Raw genomic sequence first — 22,543 nt, forward strand, 5'->3', positions numbered from 1 at the left:
TACGGCGGTCCAGATTAGGTGCAGCCCGACCGGGTAACGAAACGAATAGCGCGGACGAAGCAGTAGCCGGATATCGCGCAGGCGGTCGAAGATGTGACCGCCGAGACAGAGCAGAGCAATAGAGGTCCCGTACCCGCGGCACGGCCAAGAACTGAAGTGGCTACTCAGCCGCTTCCGCGGTCGACTTGTTGAAGCTCCTTTCGCCGAATGCACGGCGCGCCTTATCGACGGCAACTCGATGTTCGACCGTCCAGTCGTACAGGGCCTGGAAGGGCTTCCTGAGAGTCCGCCCCAAAGGCGTGATGCTGTATTCGACAGCGATAGGCGATACGGGGATGACGCGACGAGCAACAATGCCGTTGCGCTCAAGGCGTCTCAACGCCTCCGTGAGGGCCTTTTGTGTGACCCCGTCCAATTCTCGCTTTAGGGCGTTGAACCGCAACGGAGCTGGCAGCAACGCGGCGAGGATGAGGATCGACCATTTGTCAGCGATCTGGTCGAGGATCAGTCGGCTAGGGCAGGTGGCATTCTGGTGCGCATCTCTTTTCATGGCGGTTTCCTCAAGGATACCTGGGCGATTCAAAGTACCTAATTGACGTTAGGTATATGATGTATACCTCAATGATCAAGGCTGAAAATTGCGACAGCTCATCTCCAACATGCATCGCCTTTCGCAATCCACGCCGTCTATTCGTCAAACGCAGGAAGAAAAATATGAAAGCAGTACGGTTTCACAAGACTGGCGGACCTGAGGTCCTTATCTATGAGGATGTACCCGACCCGACGCCGAAGGACGGAGAGGTATTGATCCGCGTCGAAGCTGCGGGGATCAACTTTGCGGACGTGATGCGCCGACGCGGCGACAACTATCCCGAGCCATCGCCTCCGCCGTTCATCCTGGGAGTCGAAGTGGCCGGCACGATCGCGGCGGTCGGAAAGGGCGTCACGTCGCTTGCGGTCGGGACGCCGGTCCTTGCGACGCCGGGAGCCGGGGGATACGCGCAGTACATCTGTGTTCCGGCTGCGATCGTCGTGCCGCTCCCGCCTGGCGTTGGCGCCGTACAGGCCGCGGCTGTGGTCGCGCACGGGCTGACCGCTGCACTCGCGCTCCGCAATGCTGCACGACTTGCGCAGGGCGAAACCGTACTGATTGAAGCAGCCGCCGGTGGCGTGGGCTCTTTCGCTGTCCAATTGGCCAAGCTTTATGGCGCTGGCAAAGTCATCGCCGCTGCCAGTACGCCCGAGAAGCGCGCAATCGCCGAACGCCTTGGTGCGGATGCGTCGGTCGATTACACGGCACCGGATTGGGCTGGGAAGGTACGAGAGCTGACGAATGGTCGCGGTGTCGATGTCGTGCTCGAGACTGCAGGCGGTGAAACCGTAGCTCAGGCGCTCGACGCTATGGCGCCCTTTGGCCGGATGATTTTCCTGGGCCAGTCGAGCGGTAAGACGGCTCTGATCGACCCCTGGCAGCTCACGGTTCCGAACCACACTGTGAGCAGTTTCTATATCGGCGCATATCTGGCTTTCCCGGACCTGATCCAGTCCACGCTGGGCGAAATTCTAGGGTTCATTATGACGGGAAAGCTGTCGCTCCAGGTGGGAACGGTACTGCCGCTTTCACAGGCGGCAGAAGCGCATCGGCTTCTGGAAGGTAGGAAGACCACGGGCAAGGTCGTGCTGCAGCCCTGGGCCGATGCCTGATCTTTCGACATAGCCGTCTGAACTGATTGTCGGCATCGTGACATGATGCCAAGTGCGCGGGCGGCAGTTAGCCGCCCGCGCCACAGATACGTTAAGTGTTGATCTCCGATGCCGACGTTGTTGCCCGCAGGGTGCCGTGCGATTCCGTTGCGTCGGATACCAGACTCATACCGCCAGCTGAGTAGCTCGGCTTTTAGGGCTGGCCCCGTTGGCCCACTGTTCCCACAACTGGCGCCGCTGCTCAGCAGCGTGTTTGGCATGCCGTTCCTTTACGTGACCGTATCCGCGGATAGTCTCGGGCAGTTGCGCAATTCGCACGGCAAGCTGGACGTTGCCGCTGCTGAGTTCTGTTAGCAAGCGATCTACGTCCCGTTCATATTGCTGCAGCAGGGTTCGTTCGAGTTCGCGCTCGGCATTCCAGCGGAAAGGATCCAGCCAGGTGCCGCGCAGGCCGCGCGCACTGGCAATGAGCTTGAAAACGAGCATCATCCAGCTGCCGACCTCGCTCTTCTCGAGGGCGCCGGTAGCCTTGTTACGACGCGCGAACGGTCCTGAGCCCAGGTGGAATTTGAGCCGGAAGTTGCCTTCGAACTGGTCTGCCAGCGCGGCCCGGAAGTCGGGATGGGTGTAGAGCCTCGCGACTTCCCACTCGTCCTTTACCGCCAGCAGGCGATGATAGTTGTGTGCCACGGCCGCCGTCAGTTGGGTGGCGGTAGACACTGAAGCCTCGATGCCGCGCACCCGCTTGACCAAGTTCAGGTAACGAGACTCAAGTGTCTTTACGCCGTATGCCTGCAGGTGCCCGACACGGTGTTCGATGATCTGGTCCACGGTTAGCCGGTTCTGCGGGGCGAACTGCAGAATCTTTGAGGGCTTGCGGGCCTTTGCAACGTCCTCCACCAGCGCGAGGTCGATAGCGGCGCGTCGCCCCCAGGTGAAGGCCTCCTTGTTCATCGCAATGGCCACGCCGTTGAGTTCGATTGCCTGTTCGATGGCGCTCAGGCTCAGCGGAATTTGGCCGAGTTGCCATGCCGCACCCAGCATGAACATGTTGGCAGCAAGGGGGTCGCCCACGAGGGTGGTGGCCAGGCGCTGGCCTTCGAGCAGCAATGCGCGATCGCCCAGCTGCTCGCGGAACTGCGCGATGAGCGCGTCCCTGTTGATGGCCCAGTCCGGGTTACGTGCGAACTCCGCGGTGGGGATGATATCGGTGCAGACCACGGCGCCGCCTGCAGCGATGTCGATTGTGCCCACCGATTCGTCGGAGGCAGCAACGATCAAGTCGCATCCAATAAGCGACCGCGCCTCTCCCTCTGCGATCCGGGTCGCGTGTAACATGTCCGATCGAGGCGACCAGCGTACGTGCGAGTGTACCGCGCCGTACTTCTGTGCGAGACCTGTCACGTCCAGGTTTGAGCTGAAATAGCCATCGATGTGCGCGGCTACTGCCAGTGTCTGCCCGATGGTCACGACGCCGGTGCCGCCGATGCCTGCAATGAGAACGCTGTGTACCTGGGTCAGTGGCGCGATGGCCGGCAGCGGCAGCTCGCTTCTCCATTCCGTCTTCGGAGATGCGGACTTGGCCGGGGCCGCTCGGGGCTTATCCTTCTTCAGTTGGCCGCCTTCGACGGTTACGAAGCTGGGGCAAAACCCTTCCACGCAGGAAAAATCCTTGTTGCAGGTGCCTTGGTTGATTTGGCGCTTGCGACCCAGCTCGGTTTCGAGAGGTTCGATGGACATGCAGTTGGACGCAACGCCGCAATCGCCACAGCCCTCGCAAACGGCCGCGTTGATGAAACTGCGCTTGTTGGGATCCTCCCAGTTCCCGCGCTTGCGCAAACGGCGCCGCTCGGTTGCACAAGGCTGGTCGTAGAGAATGACCGAGACATCCGTATATTCGCGGAAAGCCTTCTGGACTGCATCCAGCTCATTGCGATGGTGCACCTTCACGCCTATCGGCAAGCCGACATCCTGGTACTTCTGAGGTTCGTCGGTGACCACCGCCATCTTCTGCACGCCCTCCGCGGCCAATGTGGCCAGGATCTGCTGCGGCGATAGGCCTGTCTCGACGGACTGTCCGCCGGTCATGGAGACGAAGCCGTTGTAAAGGATCTTGTAGGTGATGGGGACGTGGGCGGCGATGGCTTGGCGCACTGCCAGAAATCCAGAGTGCGAGAATGTACCGTCACCTAGGTTGGCAAAGACGTGCCTTTCATTGGTGAACGGCTGCTGGCCCAACCACATCACGCCTTCAGCGCCCATATGCGAGACGGTGGTGGTCGTCAGCGGATCGGCGATCATGGCCATGGTGTGACAGCCAATGCCCGCCAGAGCGCGACTGCCTTCCGGAACGCGGGTGGAGCGGTTGTGAGGGCAACCTGAGCAAAAATTGGGGGCGCGCTGTGGCTTCTTCATCGTGTCATCTCAAGTTCGTTGCCGGGATGCTCGTTCGACGACTCTTGCGGTTCCTGTGAAGGGATGTAGTCGCCGAGCGCTGCGCGCAGGACCTGGCTCACCAGCGGCGGCGATATCTCACCGAAATCCGGGAAAGCGACGGGGCCTCGGACGCTGTCAAAGACGCTGCCGTAGAAGTGCTTGCCTATCAGGCGCGGCGACCCAGACTGGCCGTACAGAATGGTGCGGATCTGATCTTCCAGGATAGGTCGCTTCTCCTCGATAACGACGAGCGTCTCCATGCCGGCGGAAAATTCGCGCACCACCTCGGAGTCCAGGGGCCAGATCATGCCGACCTTCAACAAGCGGATGCCCCATTGCTGTAGCTTGTCCGCGCTCCAGCCCAAACGTCCCAGCGCCTGTAGCAGATCCTGCCACGCCTTGCCGGCCGCAACGATGCCCGCCTTCGCAACCGCCGGGTTGACCGTGATGCGGTTGAGACTGTTGCTGCGTGCGTAATTCACTGCGGCCCTGATCTTGTGAACGTAGAGGCGCTCCTCCTGCGGCAGCGCCATGTCGATCGCGCGGATGTGCACTCCTTTGCCCTGCGCGTCGGGGCTCATGGCCGGTTGCGATGGCGTGATGATCTCGGGTGCGAGCGGGCTCACGTGCACCGAGCCGCCACCTTCCACGACGTCCGTGACCACCTTGAGCGCCACCCAGCAGCCGCTATAGCGGCTCATCGCAATGCCATGGAGCCCGTAGTCGAGTAGTTCCTGTGTGTTGGAGGGATATAGGATGGGGATACCGACGGCCATGAAGATGGGGTCGGAAAAGTTGGCCACCGTGGAGCTCTTGGCGCCGTGATCATCGCCTGCGAGGCAAATCACACCGCCGCGACTGGAGGTGCCTGCCAGGTTGGCGTGGCGCAGAACATCGCCAGAGCGGTCCACCCCCGGCCCCTTGCCGTACCAGATGCCAAAGACGCCATCGACCTTGGCGCCGGCGAAGTTGCCAACCTGCTGGCTGCCCCAGATCGCCGTGGCGGCGAGGTCCTCGTTGAGGCCAGCGCGAAACACCACGTTGGCCTTTTGCAGGTGTGTCTCGGCCGCCCACAGCTCCATGTCATAGCGCCCCATGGGCGAGCCGCGGTAGCCTGAAATGTAGCCGGCCGTGTTCCAGCCCATGGCGGCATCCCGCGCGCGCTGTTGCAGCGGCAGGCGGACCAGCGCCTGTATGCCGGTCATATAGACCCAGTCATCCTGTACTGAATACTTGTCGTGCAACGTGGTGCTGCCGCGACCCAGTTTCTCTCCCATCGTCTTCCCCTTCGAGTTTTGCGCGGCGGCAAAAGCCCCTGCAGTTCTCGGTTGGGTAAGGACTCTGTCCCGCAGCTTGTCATTGTGTCCAATGAATTGATCGGCTAATATTAATGCAAAAAACACAACAATGGCCTTCCAAGAACAAGGGACTATCCGCCGCGCATGCTGCCCAAAACCAAAGAGCTGCAACACTTGGTGCTCCTGGCAGAGGAGCGTCATTTCGCGAAGGCGGCGCAACGCGCCTTTCTGTCTCAATCGGCCTTCAGCCGCAGTATCAGTGCACTGGAGGACGAGCTCGGGCTGAAGTTGTTCGACCGGGGTTCACGCCATGTCCACATCACGGCCGATGGTGAGCGCATTCTGCAACTGGCACGCCGTCTGCTCGCTTCGGCCTCGGACCTGACGCGTGAGGCCGCGCTGCTGCGCGGTGGTGAGGTGGGCGACATCGCCATCGGCTCCGGCCCCTACACAAGCGTACTATTCACCGTACCGGTGATCACAGCTGCACGGCAGCGATTTCGCAACGTGCGATTCCGCTTGGAGGTCGATCACACCGCCGCCTTGCTGGCAAAGCTCGAGGCGGAGGAGATCCAACTGTTCCTGTCCGACGTCAAGGAGATTCCCGGCCACGGACCTTGGACGGTGGAGCCGTTGGGCAGCTATAGCAGCACCGTCATCGGACGTTCGGGTCACCCGCTTGCGAGGCGCCGCCAGTTGCAGTTGTCGCAACTGACGGAGCTGGAACTGGCGACTGTGCATATTCCCGGCCCCATCCGGCTCAGGCTCGCGGCGGCCTTGGGCTACGCGCACGCGGAGCTGCTGCCGGTGGCATTCGAGTGTGAAAGTGTCTCAGCGCTGCGCGAATTCGTGCTGCGCTCCGACGCCGTCGTGTTGGCGCCACCGGAACTGTTTCGGCGCGAGCTGGACGCTGGCCTTATGACGCAGTGGCAGGTCGCGCAATGGTCCGATCCGCGCGACAACCCCGTGCGGGTGGATTTGGGCCTCGTCCGGCTCTCAGGTCGGACCCCGACATCGGCGATGCGGATGCTTGTGGATTTGATACGTGTTGAAGCCCGGCAGCGCCTCGAACAACACACAGCGGACAAGCGTGTGACCGAACGGGTGCGAAAGGGCGCGCGGAAACGAATCCTCTCTTCCAGCGTTTGATCGCGTCGATTCTCGGACAGCCCATGGCCGGCGCGGTGAGGCATTGTCCGCCGCGACCACGCCCATGCCGGAAGAGATTACGCGTGGCAAGATTGTCAACAACTTGACAGTCTTCATCATCGGTACGGCGCTAGAGTGCTTGCGCTGGGAGATGATCGTATCGTTCATCCGCTGCACAACAAGGCAAGAAAATGCAAAGTGAGGATACCCCATCGACGAGCGTCGAGCCGCGGCCCTATGATCCCGCCAGGCGCTCCAAAGTCGTCACACAAGGGCTGGAACGCGTTCCGCATCGATGGCAGCTCCGTGCGACCGGGCTCGATGATGACTCGTTGAACAAGCCCTTTGTGGGCGTGGCCCATACCTACGGCGAGGTCAGTCCTTGCTCGCAATCGCTCCTTCCGCAGGTACAGGCGGCCAAGCTTGGGTTAGAGGTGGCCGGCGGCACGGCGCGAGAGTTCTCCACCATCTCTGTCTCCGACGTGCTGGCGCAGCAGCACGACGGTATGCGCTACAGCCTGATGTCTCGCGAAATCATCGCGGACTCCGTTGAAGTCGTGATGCGCGCCCAGGGTTACGACGCGCTCGTTGGCGTGGGGGCTTGCGACAAGACCATTCCCGGCCTGCTGATGGCCATGGTCAGACTCAACGTGCCCAGCCTGTTCCTGCACGGCGGGCAGATGCTGGTTGGCTGGCATCAGGGCGAGCAGGTCAACCCGCTGCGCTTGTTCGAAGGCCTGGGCAAGGTCTACAGCGGTGAACTCGACGCACAACAGCTCGAGCAGATGGGGCACGATCTCGTGACCACCGCCGGCGCATGCCCCGGCCAATTCTCTTCGGGTACCGCAGGCAGCATTGCCGAGGTGCTGGGCTTCAGCCCTTTGGGCTCCACCAGCATTCCCGCGGCCTTTTCGGTACGCCAGGCGGTGGCGCGGCGCGCCGCAAGTCAGCTGATGGAGAACCTCAAGGGTTCCGGGCGACCGCTGCCGCGCGACCTCGTCACCCGCAAAGGCCTTGAGAACGCCGTGGCTGTCGTTGCGGCGACCGGGGGCTCGACCAATGCCACCTTGCATCTTCCCGCCATTGCTAACGAGGCCGAGATTGTGTTCACGCTGGCGGACATGCAGAAGGTTCTGCGCCGCACGCCGACGCTGGCCAGCCTTGCGCCAGGCGGTCCGCACGTGCCGTACGAGCTTCACCGCATCGGCGGGGTGCCCGTGGTGCTCAAGGCATTGCTCAAAGGCGGCTACCTGCATGGCGACGTCCCGACGCTAGATGGACGGTTGCTGCAGGACGCGCTTGCCGATGTGCCCGAGCCCGACGGAATAATCGTACGACCGCACACCCAGTCCTTTCGCGCCAGCGGCGGCCTGGCGGTGTTGCAAGGAAACCTTGCGCCTGATGGCGCCGTCATCAAGGTTGCAGGCCTGACCACTTTGAAGCTGGAAGGGCCAGCGCGCGTGTTCGAGAGTGAGGCGGAAGCGCTGGCGGCCGTCAGCGCGCGAGCCTACGATGAGGGCGATGTCGTAGTGATCCGTAACGAGGGGCCGCACGGCGGACCGGGCATGCGCGAAATGCTGTCGGTGACCTCGGCCATTGTCGGTCAGGGGCGCGGCCAGTCAGTGGCTCTGGTCACGGATGGGCGTTTCTCGGGTGGCACGCGCGGGCTCTGTGTCGGGCATGTCTCGCCCGAGGCTTCGCGGGGCGGGCCGCTGGCGCTGGTGCAAAACGGCGATTGCATTCGCATCGACGCCAACGAAGGCAGCATCGATCTGCTGGTGGACGAATCCGAGCTCGCGCGCCGCAAGGCGACATGGAAACCAGCCGATCGGCCGGTGCGTCTGGCCGGCGTAGATGAGAAGTACTCACGCTTGGTCGGGCCTGCCCATGGTGGCGCGGTGACGCACTCGGGCGGCGTGCAGTGGCTCGTGCGCTGAAGCTCTCGTCCACTCCTGTCGAATTCCTCTTCCTTGGTTGCGCCGCTGTGGCTGCGGCACCCAGCCCGGATCGGGGACAACTCAATTAATAACAACTGGGAGGCAATGATGAATACAACAATAGGGCATGGCGGCCTCATGTCCGCAGATCTGGCGATGCCGATGCGCAAGATCATCCGACGCGTCGTGCCGTTGCTGTTCGCGTGCTACGTCATGAATTTTCTGGATCGGATCAATATCGGGTTTGCGCAGCTTCAGATGAAGCAAGACCTGGCGTTCTCCGATGCCGTTTATGGGTTGGGGGCCGGTCTTTTCTTCATTGGCTACTTCTTCTTCGAAGTGCCCAGCAACATCCTGCTGGAGAAGATCGGTGCGCGAAAGACGATCATGCGCATCATGGTGCTGTGGGGGCTGGCCTCGTCTGCGATGGTATTCGTGCAGACGCCAGCGCACTTCTATATCGTTCGCTTGCTGTTGGGGCTGTTTGAAGCAGGTTTCTTTCCCGGCATTATCCTCTATCTGACGTTCTGGACACCGGCGGCCTACCGCGCGCGCGTGCTGGCGCTGTTCATGACCGCACTGGTCGTCTCTGGCATGATCGCGGGCCCCGTTTCGGGGCTTATTCTGCAAACCATGGACGGCCTTGGCGGTTTGCGTGGTTGGCAGTGGATGTTCTTGGTCGAGGGCCTTCCCAGCAGTGTACTCGGCGTTATGGTTTATCTGTTGCTCGATGACCGACCAGGCGATGCGAAGTGGTTGAACGCTGCTGAAAAGCGCGCTGTCAACGAAGCGCTGGAGGCCGAACGCAAGGAATCGCATGATGTAAGCGGCAACCATTCTGATCTGCGCAGTGCGTTCAGCCGGCCGCTGGTCTACCTGTGCTCGTTCGTGTATTTCGCCATTCTTGCGGCGGGCTATATCATTGCTTTCTGGCTACCGATGACCATCCGGGAGCTGGGTGTCTCCAACTACCTGCACATTGGTTTGTATTCGGCAATTCCCTATACCGTGGCTGGCATTGTGATGATCGCGCTGGGCAGGAGTTCGGACGCCTACAATGAACGCCGTTGGCACGTGGCGCTGCCAGCTGCCGTCGGCACCTTAGCGTTGATCATGGTGCCGCAAGTGTCACACGAATTCACACTGTCGATGGCGCTGCTGACTTTGGCCACAGCAGGCCTCTACTCCACGCTGCCAGCGTTCTGGACCTTCACGACCATCTCGCTCTCGCGCGCCGAGTCGGCGGCCGGCATCGCCATCATCACCAGCGTGGGCAATCTGGCAGGCTTCGTCAGCCCGCTCACCATCGGCAAGATCCGCACAGAGACCGGTAGCATGACCGCGGGCATCTACCTGATGGCTGCCATCGTGCTAATGGGGATGGTCGCGATGATCCTGGGTACCCGCGCGCAGCGCCGCCAGGAAGCACAGCTGGGAGCCACGGCATGAGCGGTATTGTGCCGAACGCCGGTGCGCGCCCGTCTACTTAGGAAGGCAAATCCCATGAAACTTCCAAAGGTCCTAGCCTTTGATGTGTTCGGCACCGTCGTCGATTGGCATAGCAGCATTGCTCGGGAAGTGACCCTTTTCCTGGCGCGGCACCTTCCCGACGTGGAGCCATCCGCATTCGCCCTGGAATGGCGTTATCTGTATCAGCCCGCAATGGAAGAATGCCGCAGCGGTCGCCGCCCATACACGCTGCTGGATCAGCTGCATCACGAGACGTTGTTGCAGCTGCTCCAGCGCCATGGTCTGCGGACTGACGAACTCGATAGCGCCGAACTGACGGACCTGGCTTACGCGTGGCGGCGACTTGATCCATGGCCGGACGTGCCACGCGGGCTTGCGCAATTGCGCGAATCGCTTCCAGTGGTGACGCTGTCGAACGCCAACGTTGCGCTGATGATAGCGATGAACCGCTTTAACGGACTGCAATGGGATGCCATCCTTGGCGCTGAGATCGCCCAAAGTTACAAGCCCGAGCCCCAAGCCTACTTGCGAACGGCCGAACTGCTTTGCCTTCAGCCGCAGGAGTTGTGTCTTGTAGCGTGCCACCATAGCGATCTGGCTGCCGCGCGGGCCTGCGGCCTGCGGACGGCCTACGTGGACCGTCCGATGGAGTATGGGGGAGCGCCCGCACCAGACAGATCGTATGAGCAAGAATGGGAGTGGCGTGCGAACGACTTCACGGAGTTGGCACCACCTTTCGGATCAGAGTAACCGGGCGTCACGCAATGACCGCCGTCACAGCGGCAGCAGAATCATGCAGCCGGCTCAACATTTTCGAGTATAGAACGTAACGAACTCCACAGCGCAGTCTGTCCTTTTCATGGCCTTCGCCAAGTTTGATCTCTTGCAGTGGATGCCGCCTGACCTACGGACGGTATTTCTGAATCGATTGCAACGGCGACAGTATCGGCCTGGACAATCCATCTACGTCCAGGGCTCGCCTGGTGTCGAGATGTTCCGGTTGGCGTCCGGTACGGTACGCATTTCGGTATTGAGGCCTGACGGTCGGCAGATCACCTATACTTTGTTCGAGCCGGGAGACTGCTTCGGTCAAACGAGCCTGATTGACGAAGGGGCAAGGCCGCAAACAACCGAAGCGAGCAGCGACGTTGAGGTCGGTGTTCTGTCTCGGAGCGCTTTTTTGGAGCTTAGCAGTCAATTTCCATCGTTCGATAAGGCCATTATGCGCTTGCTGGCGGCACAACTTCGCGTATTGGCTCAAAACTATGAAGGCGCCAGCCTCGATGATCTCAACATACGAGTTGCGCGTCAGATCCTGCAGGCGTGCGCAGTGGAGGAGGCTGGCGCCCCTGGTTCATCCAAATTGTTGTCGGCTCGACTATCCCAGGCGCAGCTTGCCTCCATGGTAGGTGCATCGCGCCAGTCGGTTAACAAGGTGCTGCAAAAACTCCGGCATCAGGGGATGATACAGATAGATTATGGTCGCGTGCTGGTGATGAATATGAGCGGCTTGAAGAAGATGATCCTTCGTAAATCGAAGCGGACTCTCTGACGCGACAAGGTTGCGACCGGCTATTCCTGGCGCACCCAGATCTGCGAACGGCCCAGCATCGATACGCCAACGAAGCCTCGCACGTTGAGCCGTTGGCCGCCGTCGGTTAGCTGGATTTTGCTGCTGTAGACCTTGCCATTGTCCGGATCGAGGATCTTGCCGCCGGAATATTCGTCGCCGTCCTTCTTCAGTCCGCTCAGGATTATCAACCCGATCACAGGCGCATCCTTGAGCGCGCCCTCACATTTTTCACACTTTGGGTTCCGGTCTTCGGACGGAGCGGGGAACACCTTTTCAATCTTGCCCTGCACGATGCCGTTCGATTCCGTGACCCGGATCAGCGCTCTCGGTTTGCCGCTGACGTCATCGATGTTTCTCCACAATCCGACGGGCGAGGTATTTTCCGCCCAAGCCCCGGAGGACATGAGGGCGGCAGCCAAGGTGAGGGCGAGAACGCCTGTTTGTTTAAGAATGCGCATTTCGATAGTTTTCCAAGGAGTACGATTGTCGAGGGAGGGCTATTGTTGTCTCGCCCTGCGGTCTGACCTCATCGAGGTGTCGCCCGGCGGTTCAGTCGTAGCGTTGTTACGCATTCACATCGACGACCGTGCGGCCTTGGACCGTTCCTGCGAATATCTGGCGCGTCACATCGGGAACCTCTGCCAGGCCGATCACCTGCACCGTGCGGGCGAGCTTGTTCAGGTCCAGATCGCGCGCCAAACGCGACCATGCTTCGATGCGCGCTTCCTGCGGGGCATTCACCGAATCGATACCGGCAAGCGTGACGTTCCGCAGGATGAACGGCAGAACCGTTCCAGGAAGATCGACTCCCTGGGCAAGGCCGCAGGCTGTTACTACGCCGCGGTATAGCGTCTGCGCCAATACATTCACCAGCGTATGGCTGCCGACGGAGTCGACTGCGCCAGCCCAGCGCTCGCGCGAGATTGGTGCGCCTGGCTCCGAAAGCGTTCTCCGGTCGATGACATCAGCCGCGCCGAGACTCCGCAGATAATCTGCTTCCTCAAGGCGTCCAGTCGATGCAACGACGCGATAACCGAGATCGGAGAGGAGCGCGATCGCAATCGAGCCGACGCCGCCATTGGCGCCGGTGACGAGGATGTCGCCACGTTGCGGAGTAATGCCGCCATGTTCGAGGGCGAGCACCGAGAGCATCGCGGTGTAACCGGCCGTGCCGATCGCCATGGCGTCCTTGGTCGAAAACGGGGTCGGAATCTTGACCAGCCACTCGCCTTTGACCCGTGCTTTCTGGGCGTAACCGCCGTGGTGGGTCTGGCTCAGTCCCCAGCTATTGGCGACAACGCGATCTCCGACTGCAATGCCCGGATGGGACGATGCCTCGACCGTGCCGGCCAAATCAATTCCCGGGATCAAAGGAAACTGACGAATGACCTCCGCGCGCCCACTAATGGCCAATGCATCCTTGTAGTTCACCGTGGAATAATCGACTGCGATTGTAACGTCGCCAGGCATGAGATCTTGCTCGTTCATTTCGACCACGCTGGTCGAAATCTTCTCACCTGTCTTTGCTGCCAGCAGTGCCTTGAACGTCATCGCCGTATCCTGGATTGGTGTTTCGCTGTCCACGGACCTAGGGTCGCGTCGCGTTATCGCAAGAAGGCACAATTAAAGCGGGTACTATCATTTATGGAGGTACCCACCCGCCCCAAAGCACCGGCCCCCGATACGACAGCAGGCCAGACATGGCGACGACTCGGTGCTCCAAGGCGAGATCAAGAACCCGCCTATGTCCTTGGGCCCTTTGGCATATCGGACGCCTGTCCCGTACCCTCGGCATCTATTGTATTATGACCGTCATGTGATATGTAAAGCTGGAACTGAATAGCTCGTTGAGATCGACGGCTTGCATCCAAAGATGCTCGCGGACCGAATTTGACCGGAGCCGTTGGTGCAGGCGTTCCCGACCTGTCGGAGCGCACAAATGATTGCCAATACTATCACCTATGGAGGCGTCTATGCGCCCGAAACGGTTCGACGCGAAAAGCGGATGTGCGGTCGGAGTGACGTTGTCCGTCATTGGCGGTACATGGAAGCCGTTGATCCTGTTTCATCTCTTTGCCGGCAAGAAGCGGTTCATGGAGCTGTCACGGGCCATCCCTAACGCCACGCAGAGGATGCTAACTCTGCAGTTGCGCGAGCTGGAGGCCGATGGTGTGATCGTGCGCCATTGCTATCCGCAGATTCCTCCGAAGGTCGAATATGAAATCTCTCCCTTCGGTCAGAGCCTCGGGCCTGTCCTGCTTTCGCTCCGGAGTTGGGGCAAGCAGCATGGAGGTTCAATTGAAGGCGTCTCTCAGCCGCACTATGCGCCTGAAGATCAGCAGCCAAACGCATGCTCCTTGTGACGTGAAATTGCGCAATGGGCGCGAGCCTGGTCGGTTCGACTCTCGTGATCGTTAAGCCATCGCACCGGAATAAATCGCTGGACGTGGGCTTCGACGCTTGGCGTTGCCCCGCGGGTCCCCTGTAGTGTCGGCGGTGGCTTGCTTCAAACCCTTCGGGCTTTGAATACATTCATAACTGATAGTATCCGCTGTAATTGTGCCTTCTTGAGCCAAGAGGCACGCGATCCTAGCTGCTCGGATAGTGAGAGGACTCACACGTACCAAGCTTGAGGGGATCCCTAGCCGATGAAGATTCAAGTTGCGCTAATGCTTCTGGCGGTGGCCGCAATGCCCGCATCTGCACAGTCTGGGCCAACTGAGATACAGCAGCAGCAGGCGTGTATGGGTGACGCGATGCGTCTTTGCTCGGCTTATATCCCGGACCGCGCCAAGATCACGGGCTGCATGGCATCGCAGCACGATCAGCTTAGCGCGCAGTGCCGCGCCGTCTTCGACGCGAGCGCGGACGCTCGAGCGGCTTCTATGCGGAAGCGTTGAGTTAATAGCTCTCCAGGACGATCTGGTGAGTGAGCTGGGTCAAGTATCCATCAATCAACGCCATCGCGTTGGTCGGCAAGCTCAATAGCGACCCTGCGACATTCGGTCGGCGTTCAACACGGCTTGCCGGGCTACACCCTCAGTACAGTCCGTGCCGCGGCTTGGTGCCAGTGTTTGAGGCGTCGAGATGTCGGCCCGGTAACATCGGGAGCTTGGTGCGACCGCTTGCGCTCGCGGGGAGGGTATCCTCAGCGGATGGGATTGAACGGATCATTTATTTAATTCGAAATTGGAACGGATCTGACAACTCAATGGGAAAAATGCATAAACTGTGGTGCTCTCGCCTCATGTTGACAGTTCTATTTTAGAACGTTAAAGATCGTGTCGACTTTTGCCGTCCGGCTATCGACCGCCGCAGGCGCGCGACATCTGATCGTAAAAAGGGAGCTTCTCAACCGCTCCCGAAAAAAAAGACGAAGCAAGAATTCGCCACGAGGGAGGATGGCATGAAGAACGTGGACGATATCACTGCGGCCGAGTTGCTGGATGGCCTGCCGTCCAGGGTGCACGAGGTCTATGCGCCGTTCGTACGGGACACCCCGGATCATCCAGCGTTCGTAGAAGGGGGCCGCTCGTGGAGCTATCGGCAGTTCTCAGAGGTCGTCGACGCTGCATCGAGGGATCTCGCCGATCTGGGGATCAGGCCGGGCGATCGCGTGATGATCGCCAGCGAGAACAGCGTGGCTCTGGGAGCGATGCTTTTCGCGGCGAGCAAGCTCGATGCTTGGGGCATTGCGGTTAATCCTCGACTGTCGCCCCGGGAGATCGACCTGATCGGTACGCACAGCGGTGCTCGACGCGTGCTGTTCAACGCGGCGCTTTCGAAGGAAGCTGCCGATCATTCCAGTCGCGTCGGCGCTAAAATTGATGCTGTGGGACCGTTTGGCGGAATCGGTGTCGGTCCTCTCAATGAGAAAGCGCAAGCGGAGCCTGTCGAGAAGGACGGCGCCCGCCAGGTCGCGGGCCTTTTGTACACCTCGGGCACGACCGGTGCTCCGAAGGGCGTCATGCTGAGTCACCGCAACCTCCTCTTTACCGGAAAGACGTCGGGAATCCTCCGTCAAAGCGGTCCGGCCGACCGCATCTACGGTGTGCTGCCGATGTCCCACATCGTCGGCTACTCGATCTTGCTGATCTCGACGCTGATGCACGGCAGCACCCTGCACGTGGTAGCCAAGGCCGATCCCGCCGCGCTGGCCCATGCCGTTGCCGAGGAAGGGATTACGAGCCTGTTCGGCGTGCCCGCCACATATCAGCGTCTGCTCGAACACAAGGCGGTCAAAGGCATCCAGCGGCTCGAACGGGGCAGACTGCGGGTCATGGCCGTCGCCGGCGCTCCTCTCGATCTCGATCTCAAGAAGCGGATCGAGGACGAATTCGGAATACCACTGCTTAACAACTACGGTATAACCGAATGTTCCCCTGGCCTGTCGGGAGTCCGCTCAGAACAACCTGTTGCAGACGAGTCGGTAGGACCGTTCCTTCCCGGTATCGAGCACCGGATTGTGGACGGGAAGGGCAAAAAGGTCGCGACTGGTGAAGTAGGCGAACTGCACGTCCGAGGCCCCAATGTGATGCTCGGCTACTACCGCGCTCCGGAACTGACTGCGGCGGCGATCGATGGCGAGGGATGGTTCAACACAGGGGACCTCGCCCGCGTGAACGGCGAGGGACATCTCTATATCGCTGGCCGCACCAAAGAAATGATCATCCGCTCCGGCTTCAACGTCTACCCAGCGGAGGTGGAAGCGGTGCTGAATTCGCACGATCAGGTCGTCCAATCAGCTGTGGTGGGACGATCGGCTGACGGCAACGAGGAGGTCGTCGCGTTCGTGCAGCTTCTGCCCGGTGCCAGCGTTAGCGCCGAAGAGCTGAAGTCGTACGCGGCCCGACAGCTCACCTCGTACAAACGTCCGACTGAATTGATCGTGCTGGACGCGCTGCCCTCTGCCTCTACCGGCAAGATACTCAAACACAAGCTGCGAGAGATGGCGATCGAACGCGGAGCTCCGAAGGCGTCCGATGCGGCAGCCGCGGGCTAACCCGTGGGCGACGCGAGAGACTATACCGGTCGCAGAAATCGCCGGGATTAAACCAACAATGAGCGACGCAACCCGTCGCCGGACAAGGGAGAAGTTGATGTTCAGAAGAACCATACTGGCAGCCACGCTCGCGGCATCGATAGCAGGCACGCCGGCGCGTGCGGAGACGCCTGGCGTTACCGAGTCTGAGGTGAAAATCGGGGCGACTTTCCCGTTCAGCGGCCCCGCTTCGCCGCTCAGCAATACCGGAAAGGGCCTGATTGCCTACGTCAACTCGATCAATGATCGCGGCGGTATCAACGGACGAAAGATCAATCTCATAACCTACGACGACGCCTACAGTCCGCCGAAGACGGTAGAGCAGACGCGAAAGCTTATCGAAAGCGACGAGGTGGCATTTCTGTTCGGTCCGCTGGGTACACCCGGCATCAGTGCCACCATCAAGTACGTCAACGCGAAGAAGGTGCCGCATCTGTTTGTTGTGAGTGGAGTCACCAAGTTCACGAATTTCGCTGAATTCCCCATGACGACGACCGGATTGCCGAGTTACGACACAGAGGGGCGAATCTACGCGAAGTACGTCACTCAGACCCGTCCTGACGCGAAGATAGCGATCCTGTATCAGAACGACGATCTCGGTAAGGACTTCGTCAATGCATTCAAAGGCTATCTGAAGGACGATTTCGACAAGAAAGTCATCGTGTCCTCCTACGAGGTCACAGAGCCTACGATCGACTCCCATGTCGTGTCTTTGAAGGCGTCAGGCGCAGAGGCGTTCCTGGTCGCCGGCACGCCGAAGTTCGCGGCCCAGGCTATCAAGAAGGCCGATGAGATTGGTTGGAAGCCGCTGTTCCTGATCAACTTCGTTTCGAGCTCGGTCTCCTCGACCATCGTCCCGGCGGGACCGGAAAAGGCCGTGGGCATCGTCGCGGCAACGATCACCAAGGATGCGAACGACAAAAAGTGGGCCGACGACCCCGGCATCAAATGGTACCGTGAGTTCTTCGCGAAATATTTGCCGGGCGCGGACATCGGCGATGCCAATTACCTGTTCGGTACGCAGCAAGGACAGATCCTGGAGCAGGTGCTCAAGCAGTGCGGTAACGATCTTTCGCGAGAGAACATCGTCAAGCAATCGCGGAGCATACACGGGCTGTCGCTCCCCACTCTCATACCCGGTGTCACGATCAACACGGGCCCGGAAAGAAGCATGGCATATACGCAGCTTCAATTGCAGCGCTGGACCGGCAGTTCGTGGGAGCAGTTCGGAGACGTCGTCAGCGCCGAGGAAAAGTGAACTTGCCATTTGATGGAGCAATGCGGGTGATCCAAGCCCGCAAAACTGCCAACTGAATCATGGAGCCCGAATGTCCAGCGACGTGCTTTTCCGGCCTTTCAAGCTCAAAGGGCTGAACTTGCCGAACCGGGTCGTGATGGCCCCGATGACGCGCTCGTTCTCTCCCGGCGGAATTCCGACCGACGACGTCGCGCGGTACTACCGCCGCCGCGCCGAGGGAGCGGTCGGGCTCATCATATCCGAAGGTACGGGCGTGGATCGTCCGGCATCCCTGAACGATCCGAATGTTCCCCGCTTTCATGGCGAGAAGGAGCTCGCGGGGTGGCAGCGCGTGGTGGACAAAGTGCACGCCGCAGGCGGTTTGATGGCTCCGCAGCTATGGCATGTCGGAGCCGTTCGCACGCGCGCTCAGAATTGGTCTCCTCCCGGTGCCTACGACAGTCCGTCCGGCTTGTCGCGGCCGGAGAAGAAATTCGGCGAGCCCATGAGCGAAGAGGACATCGCAGACGCCATTCGCGCCTTCGCCGATGCGGCGCTTGCCGCGAAGCGCCTAGGATTCGACGCGGTCGAATTGCATGGCGCGCACGGCTACCTGATCGATCAGTTCTTCTGGGAGGGGACCAATCGCCGCGAGGATACCTATGGAGGCAGGGACCTGCCTGGCCGGGCCCGGTTTGCCGCTGATATCGTGCACGCGGTGCGCAAGTCGGTCGGAACGGACTTTCCGATATTGCTTCGGATCAGCCAGTGGAAGCAGCAGGACTATGAAGTGAAGCTGGCCGACACGCCGCGCGCTCTGGAAGCCTGGCTCAAACCTCTTGTCGACGCAGGAGTTGATCTTCTGCATTGCTCGCAACGGCGCTTCTGGGAGGCGGAGTTCGAGGGGTCCGATTTGAATTTCGCCGGATGGGCGAAGAAGGTAACGGGAGTGCCGACGATCTCGGTCGGGTCGGTCGGTCTGACCGGTGAGTTCATTGCAGCGTACGGCGGAGAGAGCTCACGTCCGGCATCCCTCGACGAGTTGATCCGTCGTCTCGATCGCGAGGAGTTCGATCTGGTTGCGGTCGGTCGGGCGCTGCTTCAGGATCCGCAGTGGCTGCTGAAGGTACGTGACGGCCGGACAGAAGAGCTGATGGCTTTCGAACGGACCGCGTTCGCGGCGCTGAGTTAAGCTGAGCGAGGAAAAAGTTCGGGGCGGGGGCGAGCGTCACCACTGAATAGCAGTTATTCAAATATTTTGTAGCCTGTGTTTCGGCGACCGTTCCAAACTGGCTGGCAAATAATGGTCGGCTGCACGTCAGTTGCAGTTGACGGGAGGATCCTGCGTGCCATCGCGCAGCCGCCTTGAAGCAATTCGGAGGAGCAGCAAATGAGCGAGACGAAAACCCAAGTTGGCCAGATCCGGACCGAGGTGCACGGGCATGTGTTCAAGATCGTCATCGACAATGTGGCGAAGAAGAACTCCTTCAGTCCGCAGATGATGGCGCAGATCTCGGATGCGATGACGCTTCTCGACCGAACGGACGATTACTGGGTCGGGGTGCTCTGCGCGGAGGGCGCGGATTTCACGGCCGGGCTGGATATGCCGAAATTCTTTGGGCCGAAGGCCGAGAATACCGAGACCAAGCCCGGGAACATCGATGCATTCGCGCTGAAGAGCCGATGCCGCAAGCCGATTGTGACGGCGGTACAGGGGATCTGCTTCACGATCGGCATCGAGATGATGCTGGCTGGCGACATTGTCGTGGCGGCCGACGATGCCCGGTTCTGCCAGATGGAATCCAAGCGCGGGATCGCACCGCTCGGCGGCGCCCACTTCCGATATTTGACTCGGGCCGGCTGGGGGGACGCGATGTATCACCTGTTCCTGTGCGACGAGTTCAGCGCCGCGCGGGCTTACAAGATCGGATTTGTTCAGGAAGTCGTCGCCCCCGGCCAGCAGATTCCCCGCGCAATGGAAATTGCTGGCCTGATCGCCAAGAACGCTCCGATCGGTATTCAGGTAACCAAGGAAGCCGCGCTGAAGTACATCGAGGCCGGCGAGAAAGCCGCGATCGATTACATCCCGAAAATCAAGGATCGCGTTTTCAGCAGCGAAGATATGAAAGAAGGCATCCAGTCTTTCGTAGAACGTCGCTCGGCAGTGTTCCGCGGGAAGTAGAGATCCCGCGGGCCTTCACGTAACCGCGCAGCAGAACATCGCCCACCAAGCTTGAGGATTTGACCATGGGAAGCATCAAGAAGGCATTCGATCTCACCGGCAAGAATGCCCTTGTTACAGGCGGCTCCCGCGGCCTCGGGCTGCAGATCGCCGAGGCGCTGGGTGAGCAGGGGGCGCGGGTCGTGATTTCCTCTCGCAAGGCGCCAGATCTGGAAAAGGCCCACGCGCATCTTGCTGGTCTCGGCATCAAGGCGGACTGGATCGCAGCCGACAATTCCAAAGACGAAGACGTCAAGCGGCTCGCCGACGAAGCGATCGAGAAGCTCGGCCGGGTGGACATTCTGGTGAACAACGCGGGCGCAACCTGGGGCGCACCGACCGAGGATCACCCGATCGAGGCGTGGGACAAGGTGATGAATCTGAACATCCGCTCGCTGTTCCTGCTCAGCCAGCAGATTGCCAAGCACTCGATGATTCCCAACAAATACGGCCGCATAATCAACCTAGCCTCGATCGCGGGCCTGTTCGGAAGTTCCGGGGATATGCAGATGGTTGCCTACAATACGAGCAAGGGCGCGGTAGTCAACTTCACGCGGGCGCTGGCGGGGAGCTGGGGGCGCTATGGAATTACGGCCAACGCTCTGGCGCCCGGTTTTTTCCCATCGAGGATGACGAAGGGTACCATCGAGGCTGTCGGTGTCGAAAAGCTCGCCGCCGGCGCGCCGTTGCGCCGCATCGGCGACGAGGACGATCTGAAAGGCGCCGCGGTTCTCTTCGCCAGCGACGCCGGCAAGCACATCACCGGTCAGATACTTGCCATCGATGGCGGTCTGACTTCGGTGATATCGGGCTAGGGGACGACCAAGGTCAGCGTCTCGGCTACCAGCGCCGGTGTTTCGCTGTTCTCGATCTCGAGTACCGCGTTGCCTTTGATCAGCAAGCGCCCGTTGTCTTTCGGTTCGACACTGGTCATGGAAAGCTGAAGGCGAACGCGGTTGCCCGATTTTACCGGTGTCAGGAATCTGACCTTGTCGAGGCCGTAGTTTAAGACGGCAGATGCATCAACCGGCGCGAGCCCCAGGTCCATGCCCAAAGGTGCAATCAGCGACAGGCTCAGGAAGCCGTGGGCAATGGTGCCGCCTGCGGCACTTTCCTTGCTCGCCCGATCTGCGTCAACGTGGATCCATTGTCTATCTCCAGTGCATGCCGCGAACTGGTCGATCATGGACTGGTCGACGGTGACCCAATGGGATTTGCCGAGATCCTGGCCTATGAAATCGTTGATCGCTGCTAGTGTGACCTTTGGCATCGCTGGTGTCCGCTGTTTCGAATATTGAATATCGGCATATTCCGCCCTGCCGCGAAGAAGGCCATGACGATTTTGTTGAACGGAGATCGCAGTATTGAATAACGGTCGCGCTCCGCTGTGTTTTCATCCGTGTTTTCGGGTCCTGGCGGCGCGGTCTGCGCCCGGCGGCGAAGAACCCAAGGCACTCATGCAAAGGACCGGAACGTGACCGAAGCAAACTGGGACCTGTTTCGCTTGTTTTCCGTGGTCGCGAGGACCGGAAGCGTCAATCGCGCCGCGCACGAACTGGGGATGAGCCAGCCGACGTTGAGCAGGCGTCTCAAGGAGCTGGAGCGCTATGTGGCCGCACCGCTGTTCTTTCGGGCCTCGTCTGGCGTGAAGCTGACGCAGGAGGGCGAGGACCTGCAACGCTCGGCCGGAGATATGATGCTCGCGTTCGAGTCGTTTCAGCGCGATCTGCGTTCGCGGGTCGGGCAGCGATCATCTGTCATCAGGATATCGGCGACCGAAGGCATGACCAAGCATTGGCTTCTGCCTCGCGTGAAGGAGTTGCGGCGGCGCAATAGTCGGATCTATCTGGAAATTGTCTCCACCGTGAACCAGCAGAGCGTGGCGACGAGCGACCTCGACTACGTCATCAGGATGGGAGACCCTGGCGAGAACGATCTCATTGGAAAGCGGGTCGCCGACGTACCGATGGGGATATTCGCTTCTGAGCAGTATCTGGCCGAACGCTCGGCGCCACGATCATTGCCCGAGTTGAAGGATCACGACATCATCGGCCATACGGCCGATTTTGTATCGTTCCGCAATGTTCGGCCCAATCAGAGGCACCTGTTGGAGTATTTCTCGGAAGCGGCGGGCATCCGCAGCGTTGTTCGGGTCAATCCGGTGGCCAACCACTTTGCCGCAGCCGGTTGCGGGCTCGGGCTTGCGCTTCTTGCTGTACCGTTCGCGCAGGCCGAGGGGCTGGTCCAGGTATTGCCGCAAGAGACTGTTACGATGAACGTATGGCTGCTCCGCAGGCGCGAGAGCGACCTGAGAAAACTGACTCGAGAAGTCCGGCGATTTCTGGAAGCAGAATTCGCCGCCTCCAGGGAATGGCTCGCAGGCACCCCCCGAAATTCAAGAGCGACCAAGCGTAAGGCTTGAGGGCGTTTCAAGTGTTCCGATCGCTCGTGTTTAAGTACGTCGCAGTAAGATGCAT

Annotated in this window: 19 protein-coding genes; 13 read left to right on the forward strand and 6 right to left on the reverse strand. The window is 60.3% G+C overall.

From position 1 onward, the window contains the following. Positions 1-160: 160 nt before the first annotated feature. A complete protein-coding gene (locus AB7Z56_RS17290) occupies positions 161-550 on the reverse strand; it encodes a winged helix-turn-helix transcriptional regulator (protein ID WP_354124113.1) in 390 nt (129 codons plus the stop codon). Positions 551-621: 71 nt separating this feature from the next. Between AB7Z56_RS17290 and AB7Z56_RS17295 the strand changes: the two genes are divergently transcribed. Continuing rightward, on the forward strand, positions 622-1,704 hold the full coding sequence (locus AB7Z56_RS17295) for a quinone oxidoreductase family protein (RefSeq protein ID WP_354124114.1): 1,083 nt from the start codon (positions 622-624) through the stop codon (positions 1,702-1,704). 165 nt (positions 1,705-1,869) lie between these two features. Here AB7Z56_RS17295 and AB7Z56_RS17300 read toward each other — a convergent pair whose 3' ends face one another. Together AB7Z56_RS17300 and AB7Z56_RS17305 are read right to left on the reverse strand one after the other, a co-directional pair. Next, positions 1,870-4,119, reverse strand: coding sequence for an indolepyruvate ferredoxin oxidoreductase family protein (locus AB7Z56_RS17300; protein ID WP_354234340.1), 2,250 nt, complete (start codon positions 4,117-4,119; stop codon positions 1,870-1,872). Continuing rightward, positions 4,116-5,417, reverse strand: coding sequence for a hypothetical protein (locus AB7Z56_RS17305; RefSeq protein WP_354124117.1), 1,302 nt, complete (start codon positions 5,415-5,417; stop codon positions 4,116-4,118). The genes AB7Z56_RS17300 and AB7Z56_RS17305 overlap by 4 nt, the downstream gene beginning before the upstream one ends. A gap of 165 nt (positions 5,418-5,582) precedes the next feature. On the opposite strand from AB7Z56_RS17305, the gene AB7Z56_RS17310 reads away from it, so the two are divergent. The 5 genes from AB7Z56_RS17310 to AB7Z56_RS17330 all read left to right on the forward strand — a co-directional run bounded on the left by AB7Z56_RS17310 (position 5,583) and on the right by AB7Z56_RS17330 (position 11,546). Next, positions 5,583-6,587, forward strand: coding sequence for a LysR family transcriptional regulator (locus AB7Z56_RS17310; RefSeq protein WP_354124118.1), 1,005 nt, complete (start codon positions 5,583-5,585; stop codon positions 6,585-6,587). A 191-nt stretch (positions 6,588-6,778) separates the two neighbouring features. Further along, positions 6,779-8,524 (forward strand): dihydroxy-acid dehydratase, encoded by a 1,746-nt coding sequence (locus AB7Z56_RS17315; RefSeq protein ID WP_354124119.1) that lies wholly within the window; start codon positions 6,779-6,781, stop codon positions 8,522-8,524. A gap of 138 nt (positions 8,525-8,662) precedes the next feature. Continuing rightward, a complete protein-coding gene (locus AB7Z56_RS17320; protein WP_354124120.1) occupies positions 8,663-9,973 on the forward strand; it encodes an MFS transporter in 1,311 nt (436 codons plus the stop codon). Positions 9,974-10,027: 54 nt separating this feature from the next. After that, entirely contained in the window at positions 10,028-10,744 is a 717-nt protein-coding gene (locus AB7Z56_RS17325) for a haloacid dehalogenase type II (protein WP_354124121.1), read from the forward strand. Positions 10,745-10,853: 109 nt separating this feature from the next. Continuing rightward, entirely contained in the window at positions 10,854-11,546 is a 693-nt protein-coding gene (locus AB7Z56_RS17330; protein WP_354124122.1) for a Crp/Fnr family transcriptional regulator, read from the forward strand. A gap of 20 nt (positions 11,547-11,566) precedes the next feature. Here AB7Z56_RS17330 and AB7Z56_RS17335 read toward each other — a convergent pair whose 3' ends face one another. Then, positions 11,567-12,025 (reverse strand): DUF2147 domain-containing protein, encoded by a 459-nt coding sequence (locus tag AB7Z56_RS17335; RefSeq protein WP_354124123.1) that lies wholly within the window; start codon positions 12,023-12,025, stop codon positions 11,567-11,569. A 106-nt stretch (positions 12,026-12,131) separates the two neighbouring features. Continuing rightward, the gene (gene acuI / locus AB7Z56_RS17340; protein ID WP_354124124.1) at positions 12,132-13,118 is read right to left on the reverse strand and encodes an acrylyl-CoA reductase (NADPH); all 987 of its coding nucleotides are present in this window, start codon (positions 13,116-13,118) and stop codon (positions 12,132-12,134) included. A gap of 422 nt (positions 13,119-13,540) precedes the next feature. Between acuI and AB7Z56_RS17345 the strand changes: the two genes are divergently transcribed. The 6 genes from AB7Z56_RS17345 to AB7Z56_RS17370 all read left to right on the forward strand — a co-directional run bounded on the left by AB7Z56_RS17345 (position 13,541) and on the right by AB7Z56_RS17370 (position 20,881). Beyond that, positions 13,541-13,930 (forward strand): winged helix-turn-helix transcriptional regulator, encoded by a 390-nt coding sequence (locus AB7Z56_RS17345; RefSeq protein ID WP_354124125.1) that lies wholly within the window; start codon positions 13,541-13,543, stop codon positions 13,928-13,930. A 1,043-nt stretch (positions 13,931-14,973) separates the two neighbouring features. Then, positions 14,974-16,569: a class I adenylate-forming enzyme family protein gene (locus AB7Z56_RS17350; RefSeq protein WP_441256376.1), complete on the forward strand. Its 1,596-nt coding sequence runs from the start codon at positions 14,974-14,976 to the stop codon at positions 16,567-16,569. A 97-nt stretch (positions 16,570-16,666) separates the two neighbouring features. Beyond that, on the forward strand, positions 16,667-17,866 hold the full coding sequence (locus AB7Z56_RS17355) for an ABC transporter substrate-binding protein (RefSeq protein ID WP_354124276.1): 1,200 nt from the start codon (positions 16,667-16,669) through the stop codon (positions 17,864-17,866). A gap of 70 nt (positions 17,867-17,936) precedes the next feature. Beyond that, on the forward strand, positions 17,937-19,037 hold the full coding sequence (locus AB7Z56_RS17360; RefSeq protein ID WP_354124127.1) for an NADH:flavin oxidoreductase: 1,101 nt from the start codon (positions 17,937-17,939) through the stop codon (positions 19,035-19,037). Positions 19,038-19,235: 198 nt separating this feature from the next. Further along, positions 19,236-20,027, forward strand: a complete 792-nt coding sequence (locus tag AB7Z56_RS17365) for a crotonase/enoyl-CoA hydratase family protein (protein WP_354124128.1) — start codon at positions 19,236-19,238, stop codon at positions 20,025-20,027. A 65-nt stretch (positions 20,028-20,092) separates the two neighbouring features. Further along, positions 20,093-20,881: an SDR family oxidoreductase gene (locus AB7Z56_RS17370; protein ID WP_354234345.1), complete on the forward strand. Its 789-nt coding sequence runs from the start codon at positions 20,093-20,095 to the stop codon at positions 20,879-20,881. Here AB7Z56_RS17370 and AB7Z56_RS17375 read toward each other — a convergent pair. Then, a complete protein-coding gene (locus AB7Z56_RS17375; RefSeq protein WP_354124130.1) occupies positions 20,878-21,336 on the reverse strand; it encodes a MaoC family dehydratase in 459 nt (152 codons plus the stop codon). The genes AB7Z56_RS17370 and AB7Z56_RS17375 overlap by 4 nt on opposite strands. A 204-nt stretch (positions 21,337-21,540) precedes the next feature. Here AB7Z56_RS17375 and AB7Z56_RS17380 point away from each other — a divergent pair, with 204 nt between their 5' ends. Further along, positions 21,541-22,488 carry a LysR family transcriptional regulator gene (locus AB7Z56_RS17380; RefSeq protein ID WP_354124131.1) on the forward strand — a complete coding sequence of 316 codons (948 nt, stop codon included), beginning with the start codon at positions 21,541-21,543 and terminating at the stop codon, positions 22,486-22,488. Positions 22,489-22,543: the final 55 nt, after the last annotated feature.

It is taken from the genome of Bradyrhizobium sp. 482_C4_N1_8, from assembly GCF_052075965.1.
Classification (GTDB): domain Bacteria; phylum Pseudomonadota; class Alphaproteobacteria; order Rhizobiales; family Xanthobacteraceae; genus Bradyrhizobium; species Bradyrhizobium barranii.